General features: G+C 60.2%; 23 protein-coding genes and 1 pseudogene. 4 read left to right on the top strand and 20 right to left on the bottom strand.

The window, feature by feature from the left end:
- Positions 1-211: 211 nt before the first annotated feature.
- The 4 genes from OO25_RS16540 to OO25_RS16525 all read right to left on the bottom strand — a co-directional run bounded on the left by OO25_RS16540 (position 212) and on the right by OO25_RS16525 (position 4853).
- On the bottom strand, positions 212-1234 hold the full coding sequence (locus OO25_RS16540) for a ParB N-terminal domain-containing protein (protein ID WP_037207731.1): 1023 nt from the start codon (positions 1232-1234) through the stop codon (positions 212-214).
- A complete protein-coding gene (locus OO25_RS16535) occupies positions 1231-2586 on the bottom strand; it encodes a ParA family protein (protein ID WP_009804235.1) in 1356 nt (451 codons plus the stop codon). The genes OO25_RS16540 and OO25_RS16535 overlap by 4 nt, the downstream gene beginning before the upstream one ends.
- Positions 2587-2795: 209 nt before the next feature.
- A complete protein-coding gene (locus tag OO25_RS16530; RefSeq protein ID WP_008335659.1) occupies positions 2796-3134 on the bottom strand; it encodes a DUF736 family protein in 339 nt (112 codons plus the stop codon).
- 555 nt (positions 3135-3689) lie between these two features.
- Positions 3690-4853 (bottom strand): ATP-binding protein, encoded by a 1164-nt coding sequence (locus tag OO25_RS16525; RefSeq protein ID WP_008335662.1) that lies wholly within the window; start codon positions 4851-4853, stop codon positions 3690-3692.
- Between the two features lie 129 nt (positions 4854-4982).
- On the opposite strand from OO25_RS16525, the gene OO25_RS16520 reads away from it, so the two are divergent.
- Entirely contained in the window at positions 4983-5276 is a 294-nt protein-coding gene (locus OO25_RS16520; protein WP_008335665.1) for a DNA-binding transcriptional regulator, read from the top strand.
- An 8-nt stretch (positions 5277-5284) separates the two neighbouring features.
- On the opposite strand, the gene OO25_RS16515 is transcribed toward OO25_RS16520, so the two are convergent.
- The 11 genes from OO25_RS16515 to OO25_RS16465 form a co-directional block, all read right to left on the bottom strand.
- Complete coding sequence (locus OO25_RS16515) at positions 5285-6196, bottom strand: DUF2493 domain-containing protein (RefSeq protein ID WP_008335666.1); 912 nt, start codon at positions 6194-6196, stop codon at positions 5285-5287.
- A gap of 298 nt (positions 6197-6494) precedes the next feature.
- Positions 6495-7541, bottom strand: a complete 1047-nt coding sequence (locus tag OO25_RS16510; RefSeq protein ID WP_008335668.1) for a toprim domain-containing protein — start codon at positions 7539-7541, stop codon at positions 6495-6497.
- Complete coding sequence (locus OO25_RS16505; RefSeq protein ID WP_040181261.1) at positions 7538-11935, bottom strand: strawberry notch-like NTP hydrolase domain-containing protein; 4398 nt, start codon at positions 11933-11935, stop codon at positions 7538-7540. The genes OO25_RS16510 and OO25_RS16505 overlap by 4 nt, the downstream gene beginning before the upstream one ends.
- A gap of 126 nt (positions 11936-12061) precedes the next feature.
- The gene (locus OO25_RS16500; protein ID WP_008335672.1) at positions 12062-12361 is read right to left on the bottom strand and encodes a type II toxin-antitoxin system RelE/ParE family toxin; all 300 of its coding nucleotides are present in this window, start codon (positions 12359-12361) and stop codon (positions 12062-12064) included.
- Positions 12354-12605: a type II toxin-antitoxin system ParD family antitoxin gene (locus OO25_RS16495; protein ID WP_037207773.1), complete on the bottom strand. Its 252-nt coding sequence runs from the start codon at positions 12603-12605 to the stop codon at positions 12354-12356. Before OO25_RS16495 ends, OO25_RS16500 begins: the two co-directional genes overlap by 8 nt.
- 50 nt (positions 12606-12655) lie before the next feature.
- Positions 12656-13300, bottom strand: a complete 645-nt coding sequence (locus OO25_RS16490) for a hypothetical protein (RefSeq protein WP_008335676.1) — start codon at positions 13298-13300, stop codon at positions 12656-12658.
- 106 nt (positions 13301-13406) lie between these two features.
- A complete protein-coding gene (locus OO25_RS16485; RefSeq protein ID WP_008335678.1) occupies positions 13407-13883 on the bottom strand; it encodes a hypothetical protein in 477 nt (158 codons plus the stop codon).
- A gap of 1 nt (position 13884) precedes the next feature.
- Entirely contained in the window at positions 13885-14268 is a 384-nt protein-coding gene (locus OO25_RS16480) for a DUF6878 family protein (protein WP_008335679.1), read from the bottom strand.
- 77 nt (positions 14269-14345) lie between these two features.
- The gene (locus tag OO25_RS16475; protein ID WP_008335680.1) at positions 14346-14642 is read right to left on the bottom strand and encodes a hypothetical protein; all 297 of its coding nucleotides are present in this window, start codon (positions 14640-14642) and stop codon (positions 14346-14348) included.
- Positions 14643-14758: 116 nt separating this feature from the next.
- Complete coding sequence (locus tag OO25_RS16470) at positions 14759-15139, bottom strand: DUF3768 domain-containing protein (protein WP_008335689.1); 381 nt, start codon at positions 15137-15139, stop codon at positions 14759-14761.
- Positions 15140-15265: 126 nt separating this feature from the next.
- Entirely contained in the window at positions 15266-17437 is a 2172-nt protein-coding gene (locus tag OO25_RS16465; RefSeq protein ID WP_008335691.1) for a ParB/RepB/Spo0J family partition protein, read from the bottom strand.
- A gap of 299 nt (positions 17438-17736) precedes the next feature.
- On the opposite strand from OO25_RS16465, the gene OO25_RS16460 reads away from it, so the two are divergent.
- Positions 17737-18804 (top strand): hypothetical protein, encoded by a 1068-nt coding sequence (locus OO25_RS16460; protein ID WP_040181256.1) that lies wholly within the window; start codon positions 17737-17739, stop codon positions 18802-18804.
- A gap of 137 nt (positions 18805-18941) precedes the next feature.
- On the opposite strand, the gene OO25_RS22835 is transcribed toward OO25_RS16460, so the two are convergent.
- From OO25_RS22835 to OO25_RS16450, 3 genes are all read right to left on the bottom strand, one after another.
- Positions 18942-19109: an amidohydrolase gene (locus OO25_RS22835; protein ID WP_139044791.1), complete on the bottom strand. Its 168-nt coding sequence runs from the start codon at positions 19107-19109 to the stop codon at positions 18942-18944.
- A 6-nt stretch (positions 19110-19115) separates the two neighbouring features.
- Positions 19116-19868, bottom strand: coding sequence for an alpha/beta hydrolase (locus OO25_RS16455; protein ID WP_040181255.1), 753 nt, complete (start codon positions 19866-19868; stop codon positions 19116-19118).
- Between the two features lie 151 nt (positions 19869-20019).
- Positions 20020-20817: a phytanoyl-CoA dioxygenase family protein gene (locus OO25_RS16450; protein WP_071233286.1), complete on the bottom strand. Its 798-nt coding sequence runs from the start codon at positions 20815-20817 to the stop codon at positions 20020-20022.
- An 80-nt stretch (positions 20818-20897) separates the two neighbouring features.
- Here OO25_RS16450 and OO25_RS16445 point away from each other — a divergent pair, with 80 nt between their 5' ends.
- Positions 20898-21776: a LysR family transcriptional regulator gene (locus OO25_RS16445; protein ID WP_040181364.1), complete on the top strand. Its 879-nt coding sequence runs from the start codon at positions 20898-20900 to the stop codon at positions 21774-21776.
- 154 nt (positions 21777-21930) lie between these two features.
- Here OO25_RS16445 and OO25_RS16440 read toward each other — a convergent pair whose 3' ends face one another.
- Complete coding sequence (locus OO25_RS16440; RefSeq protein ID WP_040181251.1) at positions 21931-23067, bottom strand: P1 family peptidase; 1137 nt, start codon at positions 23065-23067, stop codon at positions 21931-21933.
- Between the two features lie 182 nt (positions 23068-23249).
- On the opposite strand from OO25_RS16440, the gene OO25_RS16435 reads away from it, so the two are divergent.
- On the top strand, positions 23250-24116 hold the full coding sequence (locus tag OO25_RS16435; protein WP_082035343.1) for a MurR/RpiR family transcriptional regulator: 867 nt from the start codon (positions 23250-23252) through the stop codon (positions 24114-24116).
- Positions 24117-24220: 104 nt separating this feature from the next.
- On the opposite strand, the pseudogene OO25_RS16430 reads toward OO25_RS16435, so the two are convergent.
- A pseudogene (locus tag OO25_RS16430) lies at positions 24221-24556 on the bottom strand (transketolase); the annotation flags it as partial.
- Between the last annotated feature and the right edge of the window lie 8 nt (positions 24557-24564).

Genomic DNA, 24564 nt, shown 5'->3' with positions numbered 1-24564 from the left:
CCGTTTATGTGGAGGCAAAAGAAAGCCGTTCGCTCAGGAGCGTTCGTCGTTGACAGTGAATCCTGCGAGACTTATCTTGAAGGTGACCAAACCATTAAGATCAGCTCTCAGGCCACACCGCTTGGGGGCTTTTCTTTTGCCTTTATTTCGATTGTCGTTCCTTTTTGCTCCTTGCCTCGTCGTTCTGGAGGATATGTCGCTGACATTGTCGTCAGTCGGTTTCCTTCCCCGAACCTTCGGCGCTCAAGTAGTCGGCGACTAAATCTCCGAGCTTCTCGAGACGCTCTTGGTCTATCGGCACACCTGCAACCTTGATGGATAGGTTTCCATCGACTGAAGTCGCCGAAAGATTTCGGTTGCCCACCTTGCGTTTGACCGTGAGCTTTCTGGGCTTTGCCTTCGGTTTGAGCTTGGGTTTGTTCACCCTCTCCAAGCTCGCTAAGGCTCCCTGCAAATCACGAAAGCTCATGTCGTAGACATTCTTGAACGCGTTCAAGATCTGATCCTGCGCAGCGAAAACAGACCTCGCTCGTGAGACTAGGCTCTCATGCACGCCAATTTTCTTTGCGAAGGCCACAGCTGTCAGCTTGTCTGCCCCAGAAGCCAACGTTTCATACATTTCACCAATCGAAACCAAACGCTCAAATGGGCTAAGATTCTCGCGTTCCTCATTCTCGCGGAACCGCAGAAACAACATCTCAAACTTGCTGTTCTCGGCGTTTCGCGCTTCCGGCGAAGCGAGGATTGCACGAAGAGGTAAACCCAACTCCGACGCGGCCGCCAGTCGGCGGCGTCCTGTAAGCATGACAAATGGAACACCAGTGACGTTCGACGGCTCCAACGGATCCGGCTCCCAATCCGGATCCTCGGGCCACACCAGAATGGGTGTGTCCTGCCCGTTCGAGGCAATGCTGTTTACCAGAGACCTGAATGCTTCCTGGGACATCCAGTCTTGACGGCGGTCTGTCCCCATCGGATCTGATATCTGGTCTGGCGACAGGCTTATTTCGTGGCGGCCGTTTAAGATATCCGAACAAAGCTCAGCTCTGCTTCGCTCCACAGCGGCTTGCGATTGCGCAAGCGCCCCTGATTTCCAAGCACTGCCGGCCCCCTTGAAAGGAGTAGAAACAGCGTCGCCCGTTTCTGCCCGGCCTTCGGGACCGGGCGTGCGCTCCTTGGATGTGTCGGGACTAGTAGCCTTGCTGACCAGCGACCTTGGAATACTGCGTTTCATGCTTCACCCTCGCCGTCATCTTCATAGAACTCGTCCATCCATGTATTGGCATAACCGCGTTCGAAGCCCGGCCAGAGTCGCGATACTATGGCGTCGTTAACCGCATCGGCATTCGTGATGAACCGGTTGATCCCCTTGCGTTTTCCCGGCGTGTCCGGCTCATATTCGTATACGGATTGATAGACGTCCGACGCATTCGAGATTGCGTCGGAACGCAGATAAAACACCGGCAGAATTTCCGTGGGGCAGTGTTCCAGCAGGTTTCCGATGTGGTTTAGATCCTGCGCATTGGATCGTTGGACGATCGTCGGCAACAGCATGTTGGCACCAGTTCCTATTTCGATCCGTTCATGGGCCAGAATATGCTGAAGCATCCCCAGCAGGCCGGTCACAAAGGTCGACAGCGTTGCGATGTCAAACCCCTTCATGGTTTGCGGGATGACCAGCGAAGTCGACGCAATCACGTTATTCAGCTGGAAAAGTGTCAACGCAGGCTGATAGTCGATGATGATGACATCGAGGGTCTCGGTCAGCGCAGCGTTCAGTCGCTGCTGATCGACCTTGCCCTCGACTACCAATTCGTTGGGCAGCGTTTTTGGCGGGTGGCCCGCTTTCCAGCGATCAAGGGCATCGCGCAGGTAGCGATAGAAGCTCTTTCCGGCGGGGGCCTCTCGCACAAGGCGCGCAATCTGGATCTCTCCCTCAGACGTTTCGCCATGTGCCGGCAGCAGACGCAGCCCCGGCCAGGAGGTCTTTAGAAAGAAGCTGTCGAGCGTCTGCGCATCGTGATCAGTGTATGGCGCATCTTCCGACTGGAAGAGGCCGGCAAAGTCCACCATGGAGGCGGTGTTTTCGTCGGGCATCTGGGGAAGACCTTCACCCCCGACAAAGTAGAGCGTTATCGTGCTTTGCGGGTCTGCATCCATGACACCAACGCGCATGCCGTAATGCAAGCTGAGATACTGCGCAAAATGCGCGGCGCTCAGGCTCTTAGCCGTGCCCCCTTTCTGGCTGGCAAACGAGATGACGGGTAAGGGGGCGTCGGGTTTGCGCCAGGCTAGGTAGTCGTAGGGCCGCTTTGCCGAGGCCGCCAGAAGGGCCCGCATGTGCATCAATTCGGAAAGCGTGAAAACACGCTCTCTTCCAACATATTCGCCCGCGGGAAAGTCGTCGCTCGAATTGGCGAACTTGGTTAGATACTGAATACTGACGTTCATAAACCTTGCGCACTGGCGCATTGACCACGTGCGCTTGATGCGCTGACGCAAGGTGAGTTCCTTGTTCACTGCCACCATCGTGCGCTCAAGCCCACGTGACAGGTCCGTCAAAAACTGTTCTAGACTACCGCTCATTCCTAAGCCCTGACTTCGGTTGGGTCCGAGTTCGACTCGATTCTGCTTCTATGGTAGCACGGTTTTGGAGGAAAAATAAAGATACCACGCGCCTATGAGTTTCAGGCGCTTATTTAGAAGCTCCACCACCCCTAAAACTCCAATCTTGAACGCGTTCAAGATTGGAGTCTTGATGGGCCGGTCGGTGGAGAACCGACCGGCCTTAGCCGTCACGCGGCGTCTTTGGGACCCCAGGGGATGACGGCCTGCAGGGACAGATCGTCCTGGTTCGCGGCCTTGCCGAGGTTGGCGTTGAAGCCGTGGTCGCGGATGGTCAGCGTGTAGTAGTCAGCGCCGGTCTCCTTGTTCTGCTTCTTCCAGATGCCGCCGCACTCGACCAACTTGCCGCGCGGGGAGCGGCCGAGGACGCGGTGCGTGGGGGCCATCGGGTTCGAGCTCGCGACGGGTTCGACCGTGATGTCGAGGTCGAAGGTCAGGGTCGAGATGGAGCCGACGCCCTTGGCGGTTTCGATGTCGGCGCTGGTGAATTTGATGCAGTTCGTGGTCATTGCTCTTCTCCTTGTTTGCGTTGCAATGATGGTCACCTTGCAGCTGGCCAAGGCCCGGCCACACCGAAGGCGGAGCGCAGCGGAGAGGGGCAGGCGCCGGTCTTTTTGGTCCGCGCGGAATGACCCGCAGGGTCAGGGGAAAAAGATCGGCGACAACCTTTGTGGACGGGACGACAGCTGCGACCAGCATGTCATGCAACTCAGACAAAGGGAGAAGTGCGGTGGCCATGAAGGAAAGTAGGGGAACAGACGAGAGAGATGCCGCAAGGAGTAGGGATTGTCTTCTCGTCCATCCAAACTTCAAGACTCTTCGAAGACCAAAGCCGTCAGATCACAAATCGATGGCAACGGCAGAGCATTCGCCCATCCTTCCGTGGCATCACAGGGGCGTTTGCGTTCGCATTCGGAGATGCAGGCGTCCAGATACCATCGAGTTGCCAGACACTCATCCGCTCTGGTGCCCGACTAATGGCCAGACCTGGCTCTGAGATTCTTCGCGTGTCGCTGTTATCCTCAGACCAATGGAAGTGTCCTGAGCCAGAGATAAAAACGAGGTCATAGCGCGCTCAACAACTCGATTGCATGTGCCAGTGGTAACGCTCGAATGTCCTTCGCGACGGGGACCTCATGCTCACCGGCATAGACCAGGAGCTTTCGGTTGGCTCCAATGTCCTCGGCCCCTGTGTGAAATCCTCTCGAAACCTTTGGTGCAGTCGTCCGTTTGATCTCAACAGCCCAGATGTCGCCGCTTGGCAAACGCAAAACCAAGTCGAGTTCAGCACCGGCCGAAGTGCGATAGAAGAAAGGTTCGGTGCCTAAAGGGGCGGCAGCAAGAAGCGCCTCGATACAGAACCCCTCCCAACTGCCACCGACGACCGGGTGCCCGAGCAAGCCTTCTGTCGTGCCGATGCCCAACAGCGCATGCACGATGCCGCTGTCTCTCACATAGACCTTTGGCGATTTCACCAGACGCTTGCCGACATTCTCGTGCCAGGGCTGCAGGCGTCTCACCAGCATGAGATCGACGAGCAGATCGAGGTAGCGCCCAACGGTCTGGCCGGACACGCCCAATCCCTCGGCAAGGGCCGCGGCGTTCAGAAGGCCGCCCTGGACATGCGCAAGCATCGTCCAGAACCGCCGCAAGGTCGCTGCCGGAATCCGAGGTCCGAGGGCAGGGATGTCTCGCTCCAGATAGGTGCGCAGGAAATCCAGACGCCAGTCCATACTTGCCCGATCGCTCGCGGCCTGAAAGCTGTCGGGAAAGCCGCCGCGCAGCCAGAGCAAGTTCAACTGATCGGCCCCCACCTCGTCAGGCTGCAAGGGGGGCATTTCAACATATCGAACACGACCGGCGAGGGATTCCGCCGTTTGGTGCAAGAGGATATTGGAAGCCGATCCCAATAGCAGGAACTGTCCCGTCCGAAACCCGGCCCGCCGACGCTGATCGATCTGGCCGCGCAAGGTTCTGAAGAGGTCAGGCATCTGCTGCACCTCGTCGAGGATGACGAGTTTGCCCGCCTGTTCGTCCAGATAGAGATCTGGTTCAGTCAGGATTTGCCTGTCCGCCTCACGCTCAAGGTCGAGATAGACAGATGGGCGCTCTGATGCGATGTCGAGTGCAAGTGTTGTCTTTCCGACCTGTCGGGGGCCGAGAAGGACCACAGCCGCTTGGCTCTCCAAGGAAGACTGAACGAATTGTTGGGTCTTGCGTTTGTACATACCTTGCAATTACTCCACGATACGGAAGATTTGCAAGGTTAATCTTACCTACGGCCATAGCTAGTTGCTCAAGCCGAAGTATCTTACTGCCCCAGCAAAACAGCCGTGGCCAAGGAGCATCGACGCAAAATGAGTGCATTCAAATCTGTATCCAAGGGCCTCGAAGAGGCTCTGGCCTTCGCGAATGGCGATTTGGCCGACGCCAAAGTGCATGAAGTGTCCGTGGCGGAGGTCGATGTCGCCGAAGTCCGGCAACGGACGGGCCTGTCCCAGGCCGAGTTCGCCAAGAGCATTGGCGTCGCGAAAGGTACGCTCCTGAACTGGGAACACGGGCGCCGGCACCCGACAGGCCCAGCACAGGTTCTGCTGGCATTGATCGCCAAGAAGCCTTCCGTCGTACAGGACCTCTTGCGCGGGGCGTGAACCGGGGCCTAAGCCCCGATCCTCTTGATGCGGATTCCGAGCTTGCGGGCCTTGTCGACGATGTTCTCGGTGATGCCCGAACCGGGCGTGGCAATCAGACCCTGTGGCATGGTTTCGAGCATCTTGTCGTTGCGCTTGAAGGGGGCGGCCTTGCCGTGGCTCTTCCAGTCGGGCTTGAAGACCACTTGGGTAACGCCACGGGTATCTGCCCAGCGGGCCGCGATCATCTCGGCACCTTTGGGCGTACCGCCGTGCAGCAGCACCATGTCGGGATATTTCGTATGGGTGGCATCGAGGACGGACCAGATCAGATCGTAGGCGTGATAATCCCCGCCCGAGAAAGCGATCCGCGTGCCTTCGGGGCAGTGCACCTCGGTCTCTTTGCGGCGCTTGGCCGAGAGATAGGCCCGGCTGTCCACCACGGCGGAAGTCAGGCCGCGATGCGAGACCTTGGAACCGGTGCGGGGCAGCCAAGGAGACCCGGTGGCGGCCGAGAAGTGGTCCACGGCCAGATCGCGCATCTGTTCGAAGGCGTCGCGATGGTCCCAGAGCTTAAGCCCGATCAACTGGAGGCGTTCCAGTTCAACCGAAGCGACCTCGGAACCGTCCTGGATGGCCAAACTTTCCCGGACCTCGAATTCGTTATCGTCGAGAAGCTTCTGGATATGGGCAAGCCGGCGATGGAAGATCGAGGTGAGGGACCAGAGCATCTCTTCGAGATTGTCTTCCAACTGGCTGCCGGTGAGGAGGCCGATAGTGGTGTCGAAAAGTGTCGCCATGGCGAGCTCGACCTCGTCAGGCTGGGGCAGGGGGCGATGATCGGTCTCGCCGGGTCCTGGTGTTGCGCCATGAAGTGCGAGGTGGTCGAGGATGGCGGAGGTTACGCCGGTTTCCTCGGGGATGTCTGTCTGATGGGGCATTGTCTGGTTCCTCTGATTGATCTGACCCGATTTGGATGGGGCGATAACAGGACCGGCGGCGACCGGGCCGCATCCGTCAGGATCGGAGCGCAGCGGAGAATGCGCCCAGGGCCGGAAAATTGCTCCCGCGAGGAATGAGCCGAAGGCTCAGGGGAATTTTCTGGTGCGGGGCGCATTGCTGTCCGGGCGAGGAGCACTCTGCTCCGACCCGCCGGTCCATCGCTCCTCTTTTCCAAACGGGTTCAGATCGAACCCGCGGAACCTTTGCCCTGTCGGACGTCACTTATGGGGCTGGCGCTCACCCGTCCTCGATCTCCAGACCTTGTACTTTCATGGCCTCAAGCAACGACCGGCGCAGCGCATCTTTGCCAAATGCCCGCAGATCGTCGTTGAAATCGCCCATGTTTGGCACGAGACCACCACAGGCAATACCAAGCGATTCCAGTTGGTTACGCAGTCTCAGTGATGCGGTTCGTCCCGCTTCGTCATTGTCCCGCGCGATCCAGATACGCTTGATCCCCGGCGGCGGGATGAAGAGGCCGAGATGGGTGGCAGTGAGACAGGAGGCGAGGTCAAACTCGGAGAGAGCCGTGCCGACCGAGAGGGTGTTCTCGAGACCTTCACCGACGATGAGATCGCTGCGCGCCTTGCCGGACCAGAAGCGGATGGCATGGCCGTGCAGCTGTCCGAGGATCCGCTTCGGGCTCTCGATCTCGGCCAAACCGCCGGTGGACGGGTCGAGATAGAAGCGTGCGCAGCCGGTGATCTGGCCCCGATTGTCGGTGATCTTCGCGAGCAGGGCAGGGGCCCTTTGCGGCGGATCGGCGTCGTCCTCGCCCTGCCGCAGGAAAACCCGCGGGTGATAACGCAGCGCCGGACCCAGCCGTGTGATCCCGCGCCCCTGCAGATAGGTGGCAGCCAAGGTGCCGAGAACCGGCTTGCCAGCGGCAAAGAGCTTCCGCGCCCGCGCAATGCGTTTGCTAGAGGCAGCATCGGGGCACTCAGCCCTTTGGGTGTCACAAGGTAAGGAAGGGCAGGGGGCCTCGCCGAGAAAGGACCGGGCCTCCCTCAGCGTTTCCTTGAGCGTGACCGAACCAAGCCGTTCATGCATCAGGTCAATCAGATCGCCATACTCACCGGTCGCGAAATCGGTCCAAGATCCGGCTTTGCGCCCACCCTGAGCTTGCAGCCGGATGGCGAGGCTCTGACCCTTTGCGCCCGAAGTGTCGCCAACCTGCCAATAGTTGCCCTGCTTGGACCCCTCGGGGAAATACTGGCGGCAGAAACTCTCGGCGCGGTCTGCAAGATCAGCCGAGAGGTCTGCGATGCTGCGCCGCGCGCTCATGCGGCTGCATCCGCTGCGCTTGCGCCAACCGGATGCGCGGCAAGGACCCGCGCCAGCACCTCGGTGCAATCCACCGGGATGAACACCCGCGTCTTCCACTGGATCACCTCGGTGAAACAGCCCAAGGCCTTCAATGCGGGCAGTGCCGCGCCCGACGCTCCGATCAGCTCGAGCCTCGGCTGTCCCATGACCAGAGAGCGACGCAACTGGTAGCCCCCAAGCAGGCTGAGGGTCGTCTTCGCGTCCATGACCGCGCCGAACACCTCCTGCGGCGTCATCTCAATCTGGCAGTCGAGACCAAGGCGCGCATAGACATTGAGAAGCTGTTCCTGGCTGACCAAGCGGCCGATGGCGCGCTCCCCGTCCTCGGTCTGCAGACGATAGATCCGCATGTTGTCGGCGGGCAGCCGGTCCCAGATCGGCAGGAGGAGGCCGCAGATCAGCGTGATCTTCGATGTAGTGAACTCCGGCACCGCGTCGACCTCGGCCTGCCAGAGCTGCTCGAACATCGCATCATCGATCTCTTCCCAGTGCGACTTCGAGAACTCGGTCAGCGCGAGGATTTCGGTCGCCATGGGCCGCAGGAGCTTCACCCGCAAGATCGGCACGCCATCCTCGTCCATGAAGGCCGGCGCTTTCACCATCAGGGCCGCGCGTTTGGAGGTCTTGTTCCAGCACAGCGTCGCGCCTCTTGTGTCGGCGCAGATGGCTTTGACGCGGGGCAGAGTGAGCGGATCGTTGCGATCGATACGCTCCACGGTCAGCGCAGTTGCCGTCGCGCCCGTCGCCTCATGCTCGAAGATGACCTTGCGATCAACGATCTCAAACTTCTCGGCGCGCAGGGTCTCTAGCCCGACATCGAGGGTGCCTGCCTGACGCGCGTCCTCAATTATCGCCGAAAGAAACCCGCCGAAGGCCTCGAAGATCGCGTCCTGCATGTCGATGCGGAGCGCGAGGCAGCGGTTCAGGAACTGCTGGATCGGCGGCAGGGTTTCCTTCATCGTGCCATCCGCCTCATCGAGCGTCAGCCCGGTCATCTCCTGGAACCTGGAGTAGGAGCAGGCGTCGATCTTGCCCGCGCGCAGCTTGTAGAAGAACTGCCGCAACGCCGCTCGTGCATAAGGGCTCTCGAGGTTGTCCTCGGCGCGGAACATGTTCTGCCCACCCGTCTCGCGTTGCCCCTTGGTGATGGCCCCGAGCGTATCGAGGCGGCGGGCGATGGTGGAGAGGAACCGCTTCTCACCCTTCACGTCTGTGGCAACGGGGCGAAAGAGCGGCGGCTGCGCTTGGTTCGTGCGGTTGGTACGCCCCAGCCCCTGAATCGCATTGTCGGCTTTCCAGCCAGGCTCAAGCAAGTAATGCACCCGGAGGCGCTGGTTCTTTGCACCAAGATCGGCGTGGTAGCTGCGCCCCGTGCCACCGGCGTCAGAAAAGATCAGGATGCGCTTGGCGTCATCCATGAAGGCCTGGGTTTCGCCGAGGTTGGAGGAGGCGGCTCGGTTCTCGACCTTGAGCCGCCCTTCACGCGTCCTCGCGATGCGCCGCTTGCGCCCCGTGACCTCGGCCACCGCATCGCCCCCGAAATGCCACAGGATCTGATCGAGCGCGCCCTGCACCGGGGCAAGGGCACCGAGATGCTCGACAAGCTCATCCCGCCGCCGCTCCGCCTCACGGCAGATAATCGGATTGCCATCACCATCGAGGGCGGGACGCGAGCGTAGGTCGCCGTTCTCGTCGGAGTAGGGCTCGAAGAGCTGCGTCGGGAAGCTGTGCATGAGGTAGTCCATGATGTTCTCGCGCGGCGTAAAATCGACCTGCAGGTCGTCCCACTCCGAGGGCGGGATCTCTTCGAGGCGCCGTTCCATCACCGCCTCGCTGGTCGAGACCACCTGAATCACGGCCGAATGCCCCGCGGCCAGGTCCGCTTCGATCGCATGGATGAGCGAAGGGCATTTCATGGCGGTGATGAGATGATTGAAGAAACGCTGCTTGTTGCTCTCGAAGGCCGAGCGCGCAGCGGATTTCGCCTGGGGGTTCAGCGTACCGGTCTCGGAGGAAATACCCGAGGCCTGAAGGGCGGCCTCCAAGTTGGTGTGGATGATCTGGTAGGCATCGGCATAGCTGTCATAGATCGCGATCTGTGCGGGCGTCAGCTCATGCACCAGCATTTCGTATTCGACCCCGGCATAGGAGAGGGACCGCGCAAGATAGAGCCCGAGCGCCTTCAGATCGCGCGAGATCATCTCCATGGCAGCAATGCCCCCGGCCTCCATCGCGGCAACGAACTCGGCCCGCGTCACGAAAGGGAAATCACCCGTGCCCCAGAGCCCGAGACGGGAGGCATAGGCGAGATTGCCGACCACCGTCGCGCCGGTCGCTGAGACGTAGAGCACCCGGGCATCGGGAACGGCATTTTGCAGCGCGAGGCCAGCAAGGCCTTGTTGGGATGCCTTCTTGTCGCCGCGGTCGGACTTTTCGCCGGCGGCATTCGCCATGGCGTGGCTTTCGTCGAAAGCGATGACCCCGTTGAACCCCTCGCCAAGCCAGGACGTCACCTGATCGAGGCGGGAGGCTTTCCCGTCGCGTTCAGCAGAACGCAGGGTGGCATAGGTGACGAAGAGGATGCCCTCTGGGAGACGGATATCGCTCCCCTGGCGGAATTTCGAGAGCGGCACGATATCGCTTTCACGCCCCCCAAGCGCCATCCAGTCGCGGCGCGCATCCTCGATGAGCTTGTCGCTCTTCGAGACCCAGACCGCGCGGCGTCGTCCTTGCAGCCAATTGTCGAGGATGATGCCCGCGACCTGCCGGCCCTTGCCGCAGCCCGTGCCATCGCCGAGGAACCAGCCCTTGCGCAGGCGAAAGGCACCTTCGTCATCCTCAGACGCTGCCATCAGCTGACCTTCGATCTCGCCGCGCTTGAACCAGCCCTTGAGATGCGTCTCGTGGGCATTGCCCGCATAGATGACGCTTTCAAGCTGCGGCGCGGAGAGGAGACCGTCCGCGACGAGGGTCTTCGGCAGCATTGGGCGGTAGGTCGGGACAGGCGGCGGGACAGAGGCCATGGCCGCGGATTGCACGAGTGCGGTCGGATGAGCGGCCGCGCCGTCGATCCGGATCGATTGCAGGTCATAGGCTTCGTAGACCGTATCCTGCAGCGCGCCCTCGGGTTCGCTCCAGGCTTTCGGCAGGTAGTCGAGCGGGGCCGTGTCGATGTCGTCGAACGGGTGCTTCGCGCGTTCCTCGGCGAGGGCGCGGGTTTCTTTGCGTGCTGCGTTGCGCAGGGCGTGGAGGTTGGTGCGGGTCGGGCGAGGTGGCACCGAAAGAGCCGCGCCAGTGGGGCAGGGCAGGGGGTTGCGGCGCGCGGGACAATGGGTGAGTACTACGGAGAGAAGATCACTCGTGGTCGCGCAGATCGGATGATAGGCGGCGTCAATATCAGCCGGTGCGGTCTCTTCAGCACCAGCCACGCGCTTGTCGATCACCGTCAGCCTCGTGTCGATCGTGGTGCCATGCCGCGCGAAGACCTTGCCGTCGATGGCTGCGGAAAACACCACGTCAGCGCTTTGCCTGATCCGCTGAAACGTAGGCTGGAAACTCTTGGTGGAGGGACGGAAACTCTCGCCGGTGATGACAACGAGACGCCCACCGGGCGCGAGGCGAGCAAGGGAAGACAGAACATGTTGGCTGGTGGCCTGCCGGAACCGGCCTTCGACGTGGCTAGCGGCCGAGAACGGTGGGTTCATCACGATGACCGAGGGCGTGATCGACCGATCCAAACGGTCGTCGATCGAGGCGGCATCGTGTTCCGAGACTGCAGCGTTGGAGAAAAGCTGCTCCAGCAACGCGCGGCGGGTCTCAGCGAGCTCGTTCAGCGCCAGGCGAGCGCCTGCGATCCGGGCGAAGATCGCCAGCATGCCGGTGCCGGCCGAGGGCTCGAGCACGAGTTCGTCGGCCCGAAACCCCGCCGCCTGCGCGACGATGGCTGCGAGCGGCAGAGGGGTCGAAAACTGTTGCAGACGGATGCTGTCTTCCGAGCGCCGCGTGTGAGAGGGCGCCAAACCGGCGAGGCGTTCGATCATGGAAAGAAAGGCGTGCGGCGTAGCCGCCTGCCGCTGTATCAGCGCACCGTAGCGCGAGAGCATCAGGATCTGGGCGACCTCTGCGGCCTCATAGACGTCCTTCCAGACCCAGGCACCACTGGTGTCGCTGGCACCGGAAGCTTCTTCCATCGCGGCGCGCAGGGCAGCGGCGTCGATGGGCTTGCCCGCCTCGAACTGGGGGACGAGGGTTTTCGCAGCCAGCAAAAGGTTTTGGGCGAAGCGCGAGGCTTCCGAGCGGGCAGGGGTCTCGGCCTCGGGCGCAAGCGGGACGGAATGGGGGTGAGCGTTCATCGGCAATCTCCGGGGTTGAGGGTTGGCCCCAAGCCCCGCGCGCACTCTCTCACCCGGGAGGGGTCACCCCTCCCGCCCTGTCTCTCGCTCTTTCATGGCAAAGCCCCGGTGCAAATTTGCCCGTTATCAGGACGACCGCAGATGCCTCGGCACGTCCATGGACTGATGCAGGACCCGGATCACGAATATCCTGTCCGGGTCCACCTCGTAGAACACGAGGTGCCGACCCGTGATCAGTTTACGCGCACCCTGCTGGAGGTCGGAGCAGTCCGATCCCATTTGCGGGTTGGCGATGAGCCCCTTCAGGGCACGATCGATGTCGTCGAGATAGCGGTCCGCCTGCGCCGCGCCCCACTGTCGATCTGTCTCGACCCAGATGTCGACGAGATCGGATTTTGCCGCCTGGGAGTGATGGATTTCACGCATCAGAAGCGCCAGAGCGGCTCCGCGCCTCGCGCTTGATCTCATCCATGTCAAGCGGACCGGCGTCACCGGATTGTTTGCCCTCCATCAGCGCAACGCGAAGCCGCGCCCGCTGACCTTCCTGCTCCTCCATCAGGCGCAGAGAGGCGCGGATCAACTCGCTGGTTGACCCGTAACGCCCCTCTTTAAGCATCAGGGCGATGAATTCGTCCCAATGGGGGCCAAGTGTGACGCTTGTGCTTGCCATGCTCATCTCCAGAATACGCATGAATAAGATATATGAGTATGTCGGGCATTTCAACTCGGGGGTGGGCTTGCGCCCTGTTCGGCGCCGGCAGGTCTGTGCAGCTCTCGCAAAGTCAGGTGATCTACAAATGCTCGTGCCTCGGACAGGCAGTCCAACTCATAGTGCCCGAAGAACCCCCAGCAGGCATCGACCTCCTCGCCGTCACGCTCGACGACATAGCCATAAACCTGGCCGCCGAGGTAGGCATCGAAGGTGACGATCTCAGCGCGCAGAATGTTTTTGGCCTTTTCGCGCATCGCCTTGGTGACGCGTTTCACGCCGAACTCTTCCCGGACCGCGTCGAGCGTCACGTAGACATAGCCGACTTGGCTGGAATCCCACGGGCAGTGAAACCCGATCGTGTTCATCGCGAGACCGGAATGATCGTAGAGAAACACGGGCAATAAGATCGCCTTGCGCTCGGCGCGCTCGCGCAGCTGCTCAATCGAGAGGTCGCTCTGGTCTGTGACGCCCGAGAGATCGCGCAGGAGCGCATCTGGGCTGTCGAAGGGATGGCTGTCGCCCAGCCGATAGCGCCGGTGCCAGCAGATCAGTTTCCCGAGGTTGGACCACTCCCTCGGGCTCTCAGTATCCGGGTCATGGTAGATCTTGATGGTATGGCCTTGGTAGGCCTCCTCGTAGACAGGGTCTTGCATTTCGATATCCTTTCTTGAAACGCAATCGACCCGCCGAGCCGGTTGAGGCCGCAGGCGGGTCGATTTGGACGTGGTCAGGTGGTCGGCGAGTTTGCCGTCCGGTGGATCAGGCAGCAGCGCGGTTCTGACGATCTTGGATGTGCTCAACCGAAACCTTCAGCAGCCAGTCCTCGAAGCCGAGAATGGTCTGGTGATTGACCACCGCCGCGACCCAAACTGCGCGCGGATCGCCAACAATCTGTGTCGGGTCGTTGTCGATCCGGCCATTGGCCATCCACGGCTCTGGCTGGATGCGCCCGAGCCAGTCCGCCAGCGACGGGATGCGTCCTTGGCAGTCTTCGCGCACATGCTGCTCGCCGATCCAGCGGATGGGAACAACCCGGCCCGCGCTGTTGGTCAGGCTGCGACCGAAGTGGCGTTCAGCATCATAGATCCCAACGGTATGATGTTTTTGGGCTCTGTGAACAAAGAGACCTAGGTGCTCTTTGGATGAGTCAAACCAGTCATGCACATGCTGGTAATCGTTTGGCACACCGCCAAACTTTCGGGCTGAGCTTTCAGCGTGATGGAGGGGGTGTGCCATGTCAGAGCCCCTCGTGTTCAGTGGTGTTGGTCTCGATGTAACGGTTCGAATGACTGACATCGATCTTGTCAGTCTCAAGCGACCAAGTCAGTTCACCATAGCCGCCCTCGTTGTTCTCGAACCCGGGGCACAGGGCATAGGCGAAGTCCCAGCCGAAATCTTCGGCCCGGCGCCGCAGGTCTTCCGTCAGGATGATCGTGTCAGGGGTCACCACGACATCCTCGACATTGCCGGAATCGCCGTAGCCTTCGTATTGCACCTCGATGTTCGTTACGCCGAGGGTGCGCAGTTCGGAAAGAAGCGTCGCGCGGGTTTCTACCCGCTGTTCGGCAGCACGCCTCTGGGATTCGAGTATCTGCGCGTAGAAATCAGTCTCTTGTGTCATGTCTTTGATCCTTTGGAATTGAGGAAATGGGAGGGCGACCATTACGCGGGGTCGCCCAGGAAGTTTCCTGCGGGGCTTCAGGCCGCAGCGTCGCCGCGGTCTTCAGCCGTCCGATCTACCAGGTTGAAATAGAGGTTCTCGGTCGCGCGCTTGAACCCCGGCGGTTTGCGCGGGGCGAGACAACGCACCGAAGCGCTGCAGCTCTCGCCGTGCTCCATTGCGAACTGCGTCACCTTGTCGATCAGGTCATCCATTCCCGCGGCCTGGATGCGCTTTTCGGGGTAGCTCGCCATCATCTGGAACTGAGTGACAACGAAGGCGCCATCGCGATGCGCGGGATAGAGGGTAATCTGGTAGTCGAGTGTCTTGGCCATCTCTGGTCTCCTGTGGCGGGCCGGACGCGGGTATCGCGCCCTTTGGAACCCGCCAGCCTGAAAGGACCGCCCTTTGTGCAAGGGCGGTCCGGGGCGGTGACTAGGGATGGGGGGCGTCAGTATTCCGACGGCAGCAGCAGGGTCAGGACCCGACGCGTTTGCGCAAGGTCAGAGGGCTCGGGGGAGCCGTATTGGTAGTCGACATCGTACAGGTCGAGTTTGAACCAGACCGTCGTGTCCTCAAGCTCAATGACACCCATCTCGTGCCAGCCATGGGGGTCGCTGTCGGCAATGAAGGTGTCGAAAGCGGCGACGCGGCGGGTGAGTTCCAGCTGCACATCGAGCCCAAGCGCCGCGACGCCGCGTGTCATTACGAACTGGCCCTGCGGGGCATCGGCAACTGGGGCATTGCCAAGGATGGTACGGCGAAAGGCGTCATTCTGCGCAGCGATAAGTGCGGCTTCCTGAACGGGGTCGAGGTCGAGTGTGGTGGTCATAGGAATTCTCCGGGACGGGCCAGCTGATCCGTTATCGGCTGTGGTCAACCCGCCAGCCGGAAAGGGCCGCCCTCGATGTGAGGACGGCCCAGAGATCATGTCAGGTTCAGGTCGGTGGTCGCTTCGTCAGGCAGCATCCCCACTGAGGAAGGCTGGCAAGGACGACGGTTCGTCGTTCTCGGCATCGATCTGAGTATCTGAGGCGGGCTGGTCGCCTTCTTCGGCCTCGGGCACATCGTCACCCATGTCGGCGTCAGCGTCCATCGCACCGGCAAACGCCATCCCGTCGGGCAGCCAGCGCGTCGTCTTCGCAACCGTCGCCGCGCCGAACCCTTCCGTCTCGCCGGCGGTTTCCGCGAAAGCCCGCTCCATCGCGGCCGCGATATCGCCCTTGCGCTCGCGATTGCGATCTTCGGCGTAGTCCTCGCTGATCAGCTTGAGCGCAGTCGCGACTGCATGGCCCTTGTTGACTCGACCCCAGTAGTTTTGCGCGGTCGGGCGCCAGCAGGCCGCCACATCGACATCAAGCCGCGCGCCAATCTCCTCGATGATTGGGGAGGGGCGATTGTCGGAGGAGAGCTGCGGCTTTACCGCCAGACCCGTCGCCCAGGCGAAAAGCGCCTGCTTATCGGCAAGAGGCAGCGCCGACATCACCCGGAAGTCCTCTGGTTTCTCGAGCTTCATCCAGTCGGTGGCGAGGTCCTGTTCCAGTGCCTCGAGCATTTTCTGGGCGACAGTATCCGCATGCAGCACCTCGCGGTCTTGCGCCTGGAAAGGCCGGATCGAGATGTCGAGCGCTTCGTTGTTGTAGGACCGCCCCAAAGCCTGTTCGCAGAGCGCGTAGAGCATCGCATCGAACGCCACCTCGAAATCCGCCGCCAGATGCGCCCGCAGGATGTGCTGACGCGTCGCGCGCAGATCGTCGGCGAGGCTCGCCGAAATCCCATCCGCCTTGCGCAAGGTCGCCGCCGGATCGGAGGTTGGCACCGGCGTCGAGGAGGTTGGCGGCGTCACGTGCGGGCGGGCAGGGGATGGGGCATCACCCGCTTCAGCACTATCCTCGCCCGGCTCGGTCGCAGCGGGGATATCTTCTGGTCGCACGAGGCCTTTCTCGACACGTAGCGCCCCGTCATGACCGATGGTCAGAACCACGCCCGCGATGGCACGATCTTCGTCCGCGTACGGTTGCCGTTCGCGCTGCAGGGCTTCGATCTCGCGCAAACGCGGCTCGATTGCGTAGTATTCCTCCGTCTCCGCCTCAGACCAATCCTCGCCGTCGTTCTGCGCCGCCAATTCCTCTTCGCGGGCGATGAGACGTTCCTCCTCGGCGAGCAAGTCCGGATCGGGATCGACATCCTGCGGATAGACCCGCCCGAAACTGCGAAACGCGCCGTAGTCGACCGAGAGGTGAACCTCGACCCATTTCCACATCCCCTCAAAAGTCTTGGCCGCAGCCTGCAGCCTCTCGATGGCGAGGCGCTCCAGGAGCTCGGGGTTTTCCATATGGGCGCTGGCACGATCGTCGAAGAGATCGCGCAGCAGAACGCCGCCTGCCGCCTCATACGCCTCGATGCCGACAAAGCGCCCGAGGGCCGAGTTCGCCGAATGCGCGGTCTCAGTCAGCTGGCGTTTGATGCTCTGTGGGTGGATGTGATAGCCGCCCTTCACCGCGTTCCAAACTGCCAGTTGGCGGTCATGGTCGTCGGTCAGCGTGAAAGCCATCACGCATTCGAGGGTCAGATCGCCCGCACGGAATTGTTCGATGATCTCGGGCGCGACACGGGCGAGTTTGAGACGACGTCGCACCAGGTCGACCGAGACGCCGAACTTCAGCGCGATCTCGTCCTCGCTGCGCCCCTCGGCGATCATCGCCTCAAAAGCTTCGAACTGGTCGGCCGGGTGCATCGCCGCGCGCTGGAGGTTTTCCGTGGTAGATGTGAGGATGGCGTTGCGCTCGTCCTCGACGAGGCAGGGCACGGGGTGATCAACTGGGATCACGCCGTCATCGGCGAGCTGCTTCAGCGCCTTGAGGCGGCGACCGCCGGCATCAACCGCAAAACGTGTCTCAGACAGCGCATGAACCACCAGGTTCTGCTTGATGCCGGTTTCGCGAATGCTTGCGAGAAGCTCGGCTTCGACGCTGGCGCTCGGCGCCACCTTGCGAACGTTGAGCGGGCTGGGCTCCAGCTGGTCGAGCGGGATCAGACGAATGTCGGTCGCTCCGTCAGCCGTTGCCGATGCGGCGGCTTCTGTCTTCTTCACGGTGGCGGGTTTCGGGCGGGTTGAGGTCTTGGCCATGGTCAGGGTCCTTGTTACGCCGGACCCGGATGAGACTCTCTCTATCCTATCAAGCCCGGCACCCGGGCTTCCCTTTCTCTGGCTTTTTCCAATTGCGGATCACGTCACCAATCGACCGTTTGTAAACGAATGCAAGTAAGTGCGCTCTCGTCGCGCACGTCCAAAAACCCTTGGTTTCCTTGCACAGAGCGCGATCTGAGAGGTTTCACCGTCAGTCGCGCGCGCATACTAAATAAAGAGCGCGGGCAACTGCCACAAAATCACTTGGGTAATGTGCAAAAGAACAGTATTTTGCACATATGAAGACCCAAGCATCCGCTTTGACTGATGATTTCAATGACCCCCTCATCACCATCGAGGAGGATGGAGAGGTTCACGAAGGGGATCTCTGGTTTCTGCCGGGACCACTCGAAGAAGAACCGGATGATTTGCCTCCCGGGCCACGGGCAGAACCGCCCGACACTGCTGTCATCGAAGATTGGGCAAAGGCAGAAGGCGTTCACGCTGCGCGACTGGCACGGGTTGCTGGACGCCTGGGTGCTCTGGATGACCGGCTGCTGCGCGGTCCTGAAGGCTGGCGGCACCGCCTCGCTCTTATCGAGGCAGCGGAACTCAGCTGGTTTGCAGGGGATAGGGTGAGTTCTGATCGTCTGGCGCTCTGGATATCGATGCGGCTCTCGGGCGCACAGGATGACCAAAATGCCTTGACTCGGATTGGATGGGCTGTTCGGCGCCTGACAGGCGGTCCTGGACCGAAAGTAGACTTGGCCGCCTTCCTGGATCGCCGCGATCCCGAGAATATTAAAAACTGCGCTGAGCGCTTCGAGGATCGCGCGGGCGGATGGTTGGACGTAATGGCTGCCGCGGCCGATCTCCACCCAATCACGCGGGCTTGCATGGGCTTTCATCTCTGGAGCCTGGCTGGCCTCGGTGGGCAGGGCGACCTGATGGAAGCCGCCGTCACCGCGTCCAGGGTCGCGGCCAGCGACGGAAGCGGCGGCATCTTCGCACCGCTCGCCATGGGCGGGGCAGGCGGGCTGCGTGTCTCGGGTTCGCCAACCGAACGCTTGGCACGCTGGTTGGATGGTTTGAACAGCGCAATTCTAACGGCGATGCGCCATCTAGATGGTACCCACACATGGAGTGTTCGGGCGGAAGGAGCCATGTCTCAGCTTTCGGGCAGAACTCCGGCCGCTCTTCGGTCTGTGTTGACAGAGTGGCCTTTGGTGTCGGCCCCGATGGCGGAGGCCCTAACAGGCGCAAGTCGCGCGGCTGTTCAAAGGAACCTAGCATGGATGGAAGAGCGAGGCCTGATCCGAGAAGTGACGCAACAAGGACGATTCAGGATGTGGCGGATCAAGGATTAGACCGATTTGATCAGATGGGACTGCCGCATTAACTGAACGCAAAGTAATTTTTGCTTCTATTCAGATCAACATTTCGACAGCCTCCTGGAAACTTTCACCAAATATTGTGTGGAGGTCATGCCTAAATTGATCCAGTTTCAGCCGTTTCGAATTAATGCAACAATCCCCGTCCAGGATATCGATAAATGCACGGCTCCACCCGCAAAACCGATCATGTATTCAGCGGCGTCGGGCGGCGCACCTTGTTCATAGAAGCTCAGTTCGGGGATCAAGCTCCAAGAGCCGACGTATCTAAGCTTTGCCATCCGCGCTTACTCCGCAAGCTGGTCTTCGAGCCATGCGGCTATGGCCGAGTGCGTTTCACAATCGTTCAGAAGGCTGTCGTGGCTATGTTTGGGCAAGATCCGAACGCCGCCGCTCGCAAATTTACCGGTCAGTTCCGCATAACCTTCCGCACGGACATGGATGTCGTCAGCCCCCGCGAGGATTAGGAAGGGAGATTTCATGGCACGCAGCCCGTCCTCGGTCGATTTGGGCGGCGTCGGCCAACCCGACGCCATGGCGCTGAATGAATAGGCCGGATAGTCTGGTGGTTGATTTAGGTAGGTTACCGGAAGATGATTGAAGGCACGAATGCCGAGGAGGTTGAGCAAGAAAAGACTCATGATCCGCAACCTGTCGATCTTTATGGCAGACGGCGCCAGTGAGGGCTTCGGAACCAAAGGACCCGATGCGAAAACTGGCGCGATCAGCACGTAGCCAGCGATATCCGGTCGTGCCGTTTTGAGTGCGAAACGCAGGACGATCCCACCACCCATTGAATGCCCGGCAAGCCAGAGTCTCGCATCAGGCCGCTCTGTTTGAAGCGCGGAAGCGATCTGAACCAAATCGTCTTCGTACTGCCCAATCCGGTCAAGATCGTAGGAGCCCCGACCAGAAGTGCTGAGTTTTTGTCGCGAGCACACGCAGCAATATCCGCGCTGTCGCGCTGCGGAGATTTGCGCCGCACCGCAGCTACTTGCGCGGCCGTTCATGCGAGCCGCAGCGAAATCGACGATTGTCATGGCCGGCCCGGGACATAGCGAGAATTCACCTCAGTGGCACCAGTGACCGCTATTCTGTACTTCGCGGTTGTTGTGGAACTTTCGCGGTCTCCTGATGCCATCAGGAGGCCGCGAACAGTAGTTGTCGAATGATCCTCTGCGTTCCCGCAGATCAGCGTTGATAGATGATCGGGAACCAGTCCTCTCTCAACATTTGTCCGGGTTGCATGTTGTGGCCAGGAAAGGGAGGCGAGGTCGGGCCGGGACGCTCCACAAAGCGGGCGTCATCACCAACCAGTCTCAATGAGAACGCGCGGCGGCGCACATCTGTCGTATTTCCGCGCGCACCATGCAGGGTGTCGTAGTTGAAAGCGACGGCGTCACCGGGCTCCATCTCCCATTCCCTGACATCCATGCCCTCGACATCCGGATCGGGTACCGGCATATAGGTGTCCTCGTCGGGATAGAAGTTGGTTTCGGCGAGCCAACGGGTCGGTAGAACGGGTTTTTCCCAGGCGTGGCTGCCGGCAACGCACCGAAGGCTTGCCCCTTTAACCACATCCATCGGCGACCAGAAGCTGACATTCTGCTTTCCGCCAACGAAGTAATAGGGGCCGTCCTGATGCCATGGCGTCGGTTTTGATGTTCCAGGCTCTTTCACCAGCACATGATCGTGAAACACCTGCACCTTATTTGACTGCATCAGATCCGCCGCCACCTCGGCTGCTGGCGAATTGCGAATGGCATCTTCGAACTCGGGGATACGGGTCCAGTTGCAGTAATCGTCAAAAAAGCGCCCACCTTCGCCCTCCTTGAGATTTTCGGCAGCATAGGGGCCTGGCTCTGCCATGTTGCGCTCGATTCCTTTGCGGATTTTCTCAACATGGTCCTTGAAAAGCCCTTTGATCAGGACGACTCCATCGCGCTGAAAGGTGTCAATGTCGTCTTGGGTCAAAAGTGTGTGCATCACGTTTCTCCTCTGTCTCAGTGTAATGTAAATCCCCTCATAATTAATTCCCAATAATGTCTAGTCATAGTATGTATAGTTTCATGCTATACATTACCCTACGCCAGTACGAATACATCGTGACCGTTGCCGAAACATGCAGCCTGACCGACGCAGCTGCCCGTTTGCATGTCTCGCAACCCTCATTATCGGTTGCGATTACCCGCGTGGAAGAGCGGATCGGACGAAAGATCTTCGACCGGCGCAAAGGTGCCGGCATCATGATGACGCCGTTCGGGCACCGGTTCGTGGAAAAAGCGCATGCACTTCTTGGCATGGCGAGCGATATCGAGTTGGGGCGCGACACAACGCGCCCCTTTGTGTTGGGTTGTTTCGAGGACATCGCGCCTTGGTATCTTGCGCCAGTGATGGAAAAGCTGAAATCACGCTTCCCTGCAATCACCTTCCAAGGCCTTGAGGGACGTTTTTCTGGCCTTGCATCCGATGTCGCTGAGGGGCGCGTGGACGTGGCGATAACCTATGACATTGGATTTGAAGGGAGATTTAGGCGCAAGAAACTACGAGAGGTTGCCCCGGTCGCATTTCTCTCGTGCGATCACCCCTTGGCGAAACAACGCTCTGTCGATCTAGCACAGTTGGTCGATCATCCGATTATCCTCTTCGCCGAAGATTTGTCGGAAGGGTATTTGCGAAACCTGTTCAATGAGCTTCGCGTGTTGCCCCAGGTAGCCCATCGGGCGACGTCTTTGGAGATGATGCGCTCCCTGGCCGCGCATGGAAGCGGCGTCGGTATCAGCTACTCGCGCCCACCAGGCAATATCAGCTATGACGGGAAACCATTGGTGACAATTCCTGTTTCGACGCCCAATGCAACGGCCGGCATCATTCTACTCTGGTCGGCTTTGCGCGAAGAGGACTCGCAGTTCAGGGAAATCCTGGAGACAGTTGCACAACATTTGTGATGTCCGTTTTGGGCAGAGCTCGCCTTCGCGGACGGTCAGCGAGAGGCCCTTCAAAACCTCGAGTTGTCCGAAACGCTTTTGCAAGCCGTACACGACCGGGGTTGGAGCAATAGTTTCGGCGCTCATCTCGATCTTCTCTGCCTTCCTCTCGAAATCACTCCTCTGCCCGCGCCGGTTCGGCGGTATCGGCCAATTGCCGCAGGACGTTATGCGGGATGGCGGGGACGGTGTTACCGTCGCGTCCGACCATTGTTTCAGCGGCCACCATGCTGTTTATGATCGCCTCTTCAACCCCTTGAACCACCGCTTCGAAAAGCTGGTCGAGATGCGGGTCCGGGATGAATGCCGCACGTTGCGCGCTGGCTTCCTTCGCCGCCAGTGCTGTTTCGTTTGCGGTGGAGAAGGCGAGAAAAAGATCGCCTGAAGAGTGGTTTCCGATTGTACCAAGCCGCCCCATCCCCAAGGTCGCGCGACGCGACAGGCGTTTCAGCTGATGCGGCATCAGCGGCGCGTCAGTGGCAATCACCACGATGATCGAACTCAGATCTGTCGGCGGTGTGTGCGTCACGATCGCGGGTTCCGGCAGCCCGGCACCGATGTTTATGCCGCAGATAGTCAGATGCTCGCGCGTGCCGAAATTCGCCTGGACGAAAACACCAACCATGTAGCTTTCGTCGCCATAGCGGACCACCCGCGAGGCGCTCCCGGACCCAGCCTTGAATCCAAAACACTTCATGCCCGTCCCACCGCCGACGCTGCCTTCTTCGATAGCCCCGGAAGAAGCCGTTTCGATGGCTTCGAACACATGATCTTCGGTGACATGAAACCCGTTGATGTCATTGAGAAACCCGTCATAGGTTTCCGCCGAAACGGGCAAACCGAAGGCATCAGTCAGAGAGCCCGGATGCGCACGGCTCGCCCATTTCAGCGTGGCGTCGCGGGTGACGCCGCAGGAATGTGTGTTCGTGATGGTGACCGGAAAGGTCAGTTGGCCAACTTCGTCGAGGTAGTGCGCGCCAGACATTTCGCCGTTGCCGTTGAAATTGTGGTAGCCGGCGAAAACCGGGATAGAGAGGTTTTTGGGGCGTCTCGGTAAAATCGCAGTTACTCCGGTTCGAACGGGACCGTCACCAACGCGCAGCGCACCATCACCCTCGACGATCGTGGAGTACCCAACTGATACGCCGTCAACATCCGTGATGTTGTTGCTTGGACCTGGTTTTCCCTCGAAGTTCAAGCCCAGTGCGCGGGCCCTCGGTTTTCCCGAGCGAGTTATGTGTGTACTTGCCATAGATCGCCGCTCCTCCCCAGAACCTGTGGTTACGCTTGTAACGCCATAGAGTTCTAGTTACAAGAATAACATGGTTAGACATAACATACCCCGTTATTGCACAGGCGTTTGCGGCGGGTCACGGTTCGGACGGCCTTGGCCACCGGGAACTCCGAAGATCAGCACCGCAGTAAGATAATCGGATGAGCGCCTCATTAACGCAACGAATTCAGGAGCATTTGCCCAGCCTCTCGAAGGCAGAGCGGTCGCTGGCGAACTATCTGAAAACCAACCCCGAAGGTCTGATGGTCGAAACCAATGCCTCTCTTGCCGCCAAGGTCGGCGTCAGCGCGATGACGGTCAGCCGATTTGTCCGCAAGATCGGCTTCCGAGATTTTTCCGAAGCCAAGTCGTTCGAGCAAAGCCGAATATTCGTGACTGCCCTGTCGGAGGAGGGCAGCCTTGGTCAGCGCCTCGAACGCTACGGTCAGTCCGGCCGGTTGGAGGAATGGGCCAGCCAGAACTTGCGGCTTGAGATCGCCGCCATTGAGCAAGTGCACGGGTTGCGCAACGATCCGAACTGGCATCAGTGCGTCGAACTTTTGGCCGCCTCCGAGGCGGTCTATATGACCAGCTTCCAGATCATCCGGCACATCGCCATCGGCTTTGCGGCGATGCTCGAAAACGTGCGACCGAGAGTATCCTATCTCGACGGGCAGGACGAAGCCTACGGTGCGCTCTTCACCGATCCGGCGGAGAAAAAAACACTGGTGATCGTTGATACTTACCCCTACAGTGTACAGGCAGAGACCCTCGCCGGGCTGTCAGTTGAGGCCGGGATCGACATGATCGTGATCTGTGATGAATCCTGCCATTGGGCCTTGAAATACAGCCAGCACGTCCTGTCGGCGACGACCAACACCGGCCTCGTCTTCCGCTCCAAGGGGGCACTCAGCATCCTGACAAATCTGCTGACACATGACGTTGCCGGAGCCTTGGGCCAGCAGGCCGCCGATACGATCGAGACCGTCGCGGCCGCCCAGTCGCGCTTCAGCCGGACCACGAGGTAAGCCGAAGAGAGGATTGCGGTGGTTCGCGGTCTACAGTGCCAATCACCGGTCTGGTGTAACCCAAAGATGCTTAGGACCCTCCGAGCAGGCCAGGACGTCGGCTGTCAGTTGTAGATCAGCGACCCCAGAACGCCCTGGCTCACATGTTTCCCCGCCGTCAGTCCATTCACCTTTTCCACGATGGCGACGGCATCAATGCCGTGATGGCGGTAAAGCTCGCCGATGGTGCCGGTCTGGCCGAAGTGCTCGACGCCCATCGGGATGGTCTGGTGCCCGGCGACCGATCCGAGCCATGAAAGTGTGGCGGGGTGGCCGTCGATCGCCGTGATGATTTTGCAATGAGCGGGCAGCGCGGACATGAGTGTTTCGATATGCGCGCGGGCAGTCTGGTTGCCGCGAGACCGTGCCCTTTGGGCAGCGGTCCAGCCGGTGTTGTCACGTTAACCCG

This window comes from Phaeobacter sp. S60 (assembly GCF_000826845.1).
Lineage (GTDB): Bacteria > Pseudomonadota > Alphaproteobacteria > Rhodobacterales > Rhodobacteraceae > Phaeobacter > Phaeobacter piscinae.
The sequence above is the reverse complement of the archived record's forward strand: the minus strand, read 5'-3'. Positions and strand labels throughout refer to the sequence as shown.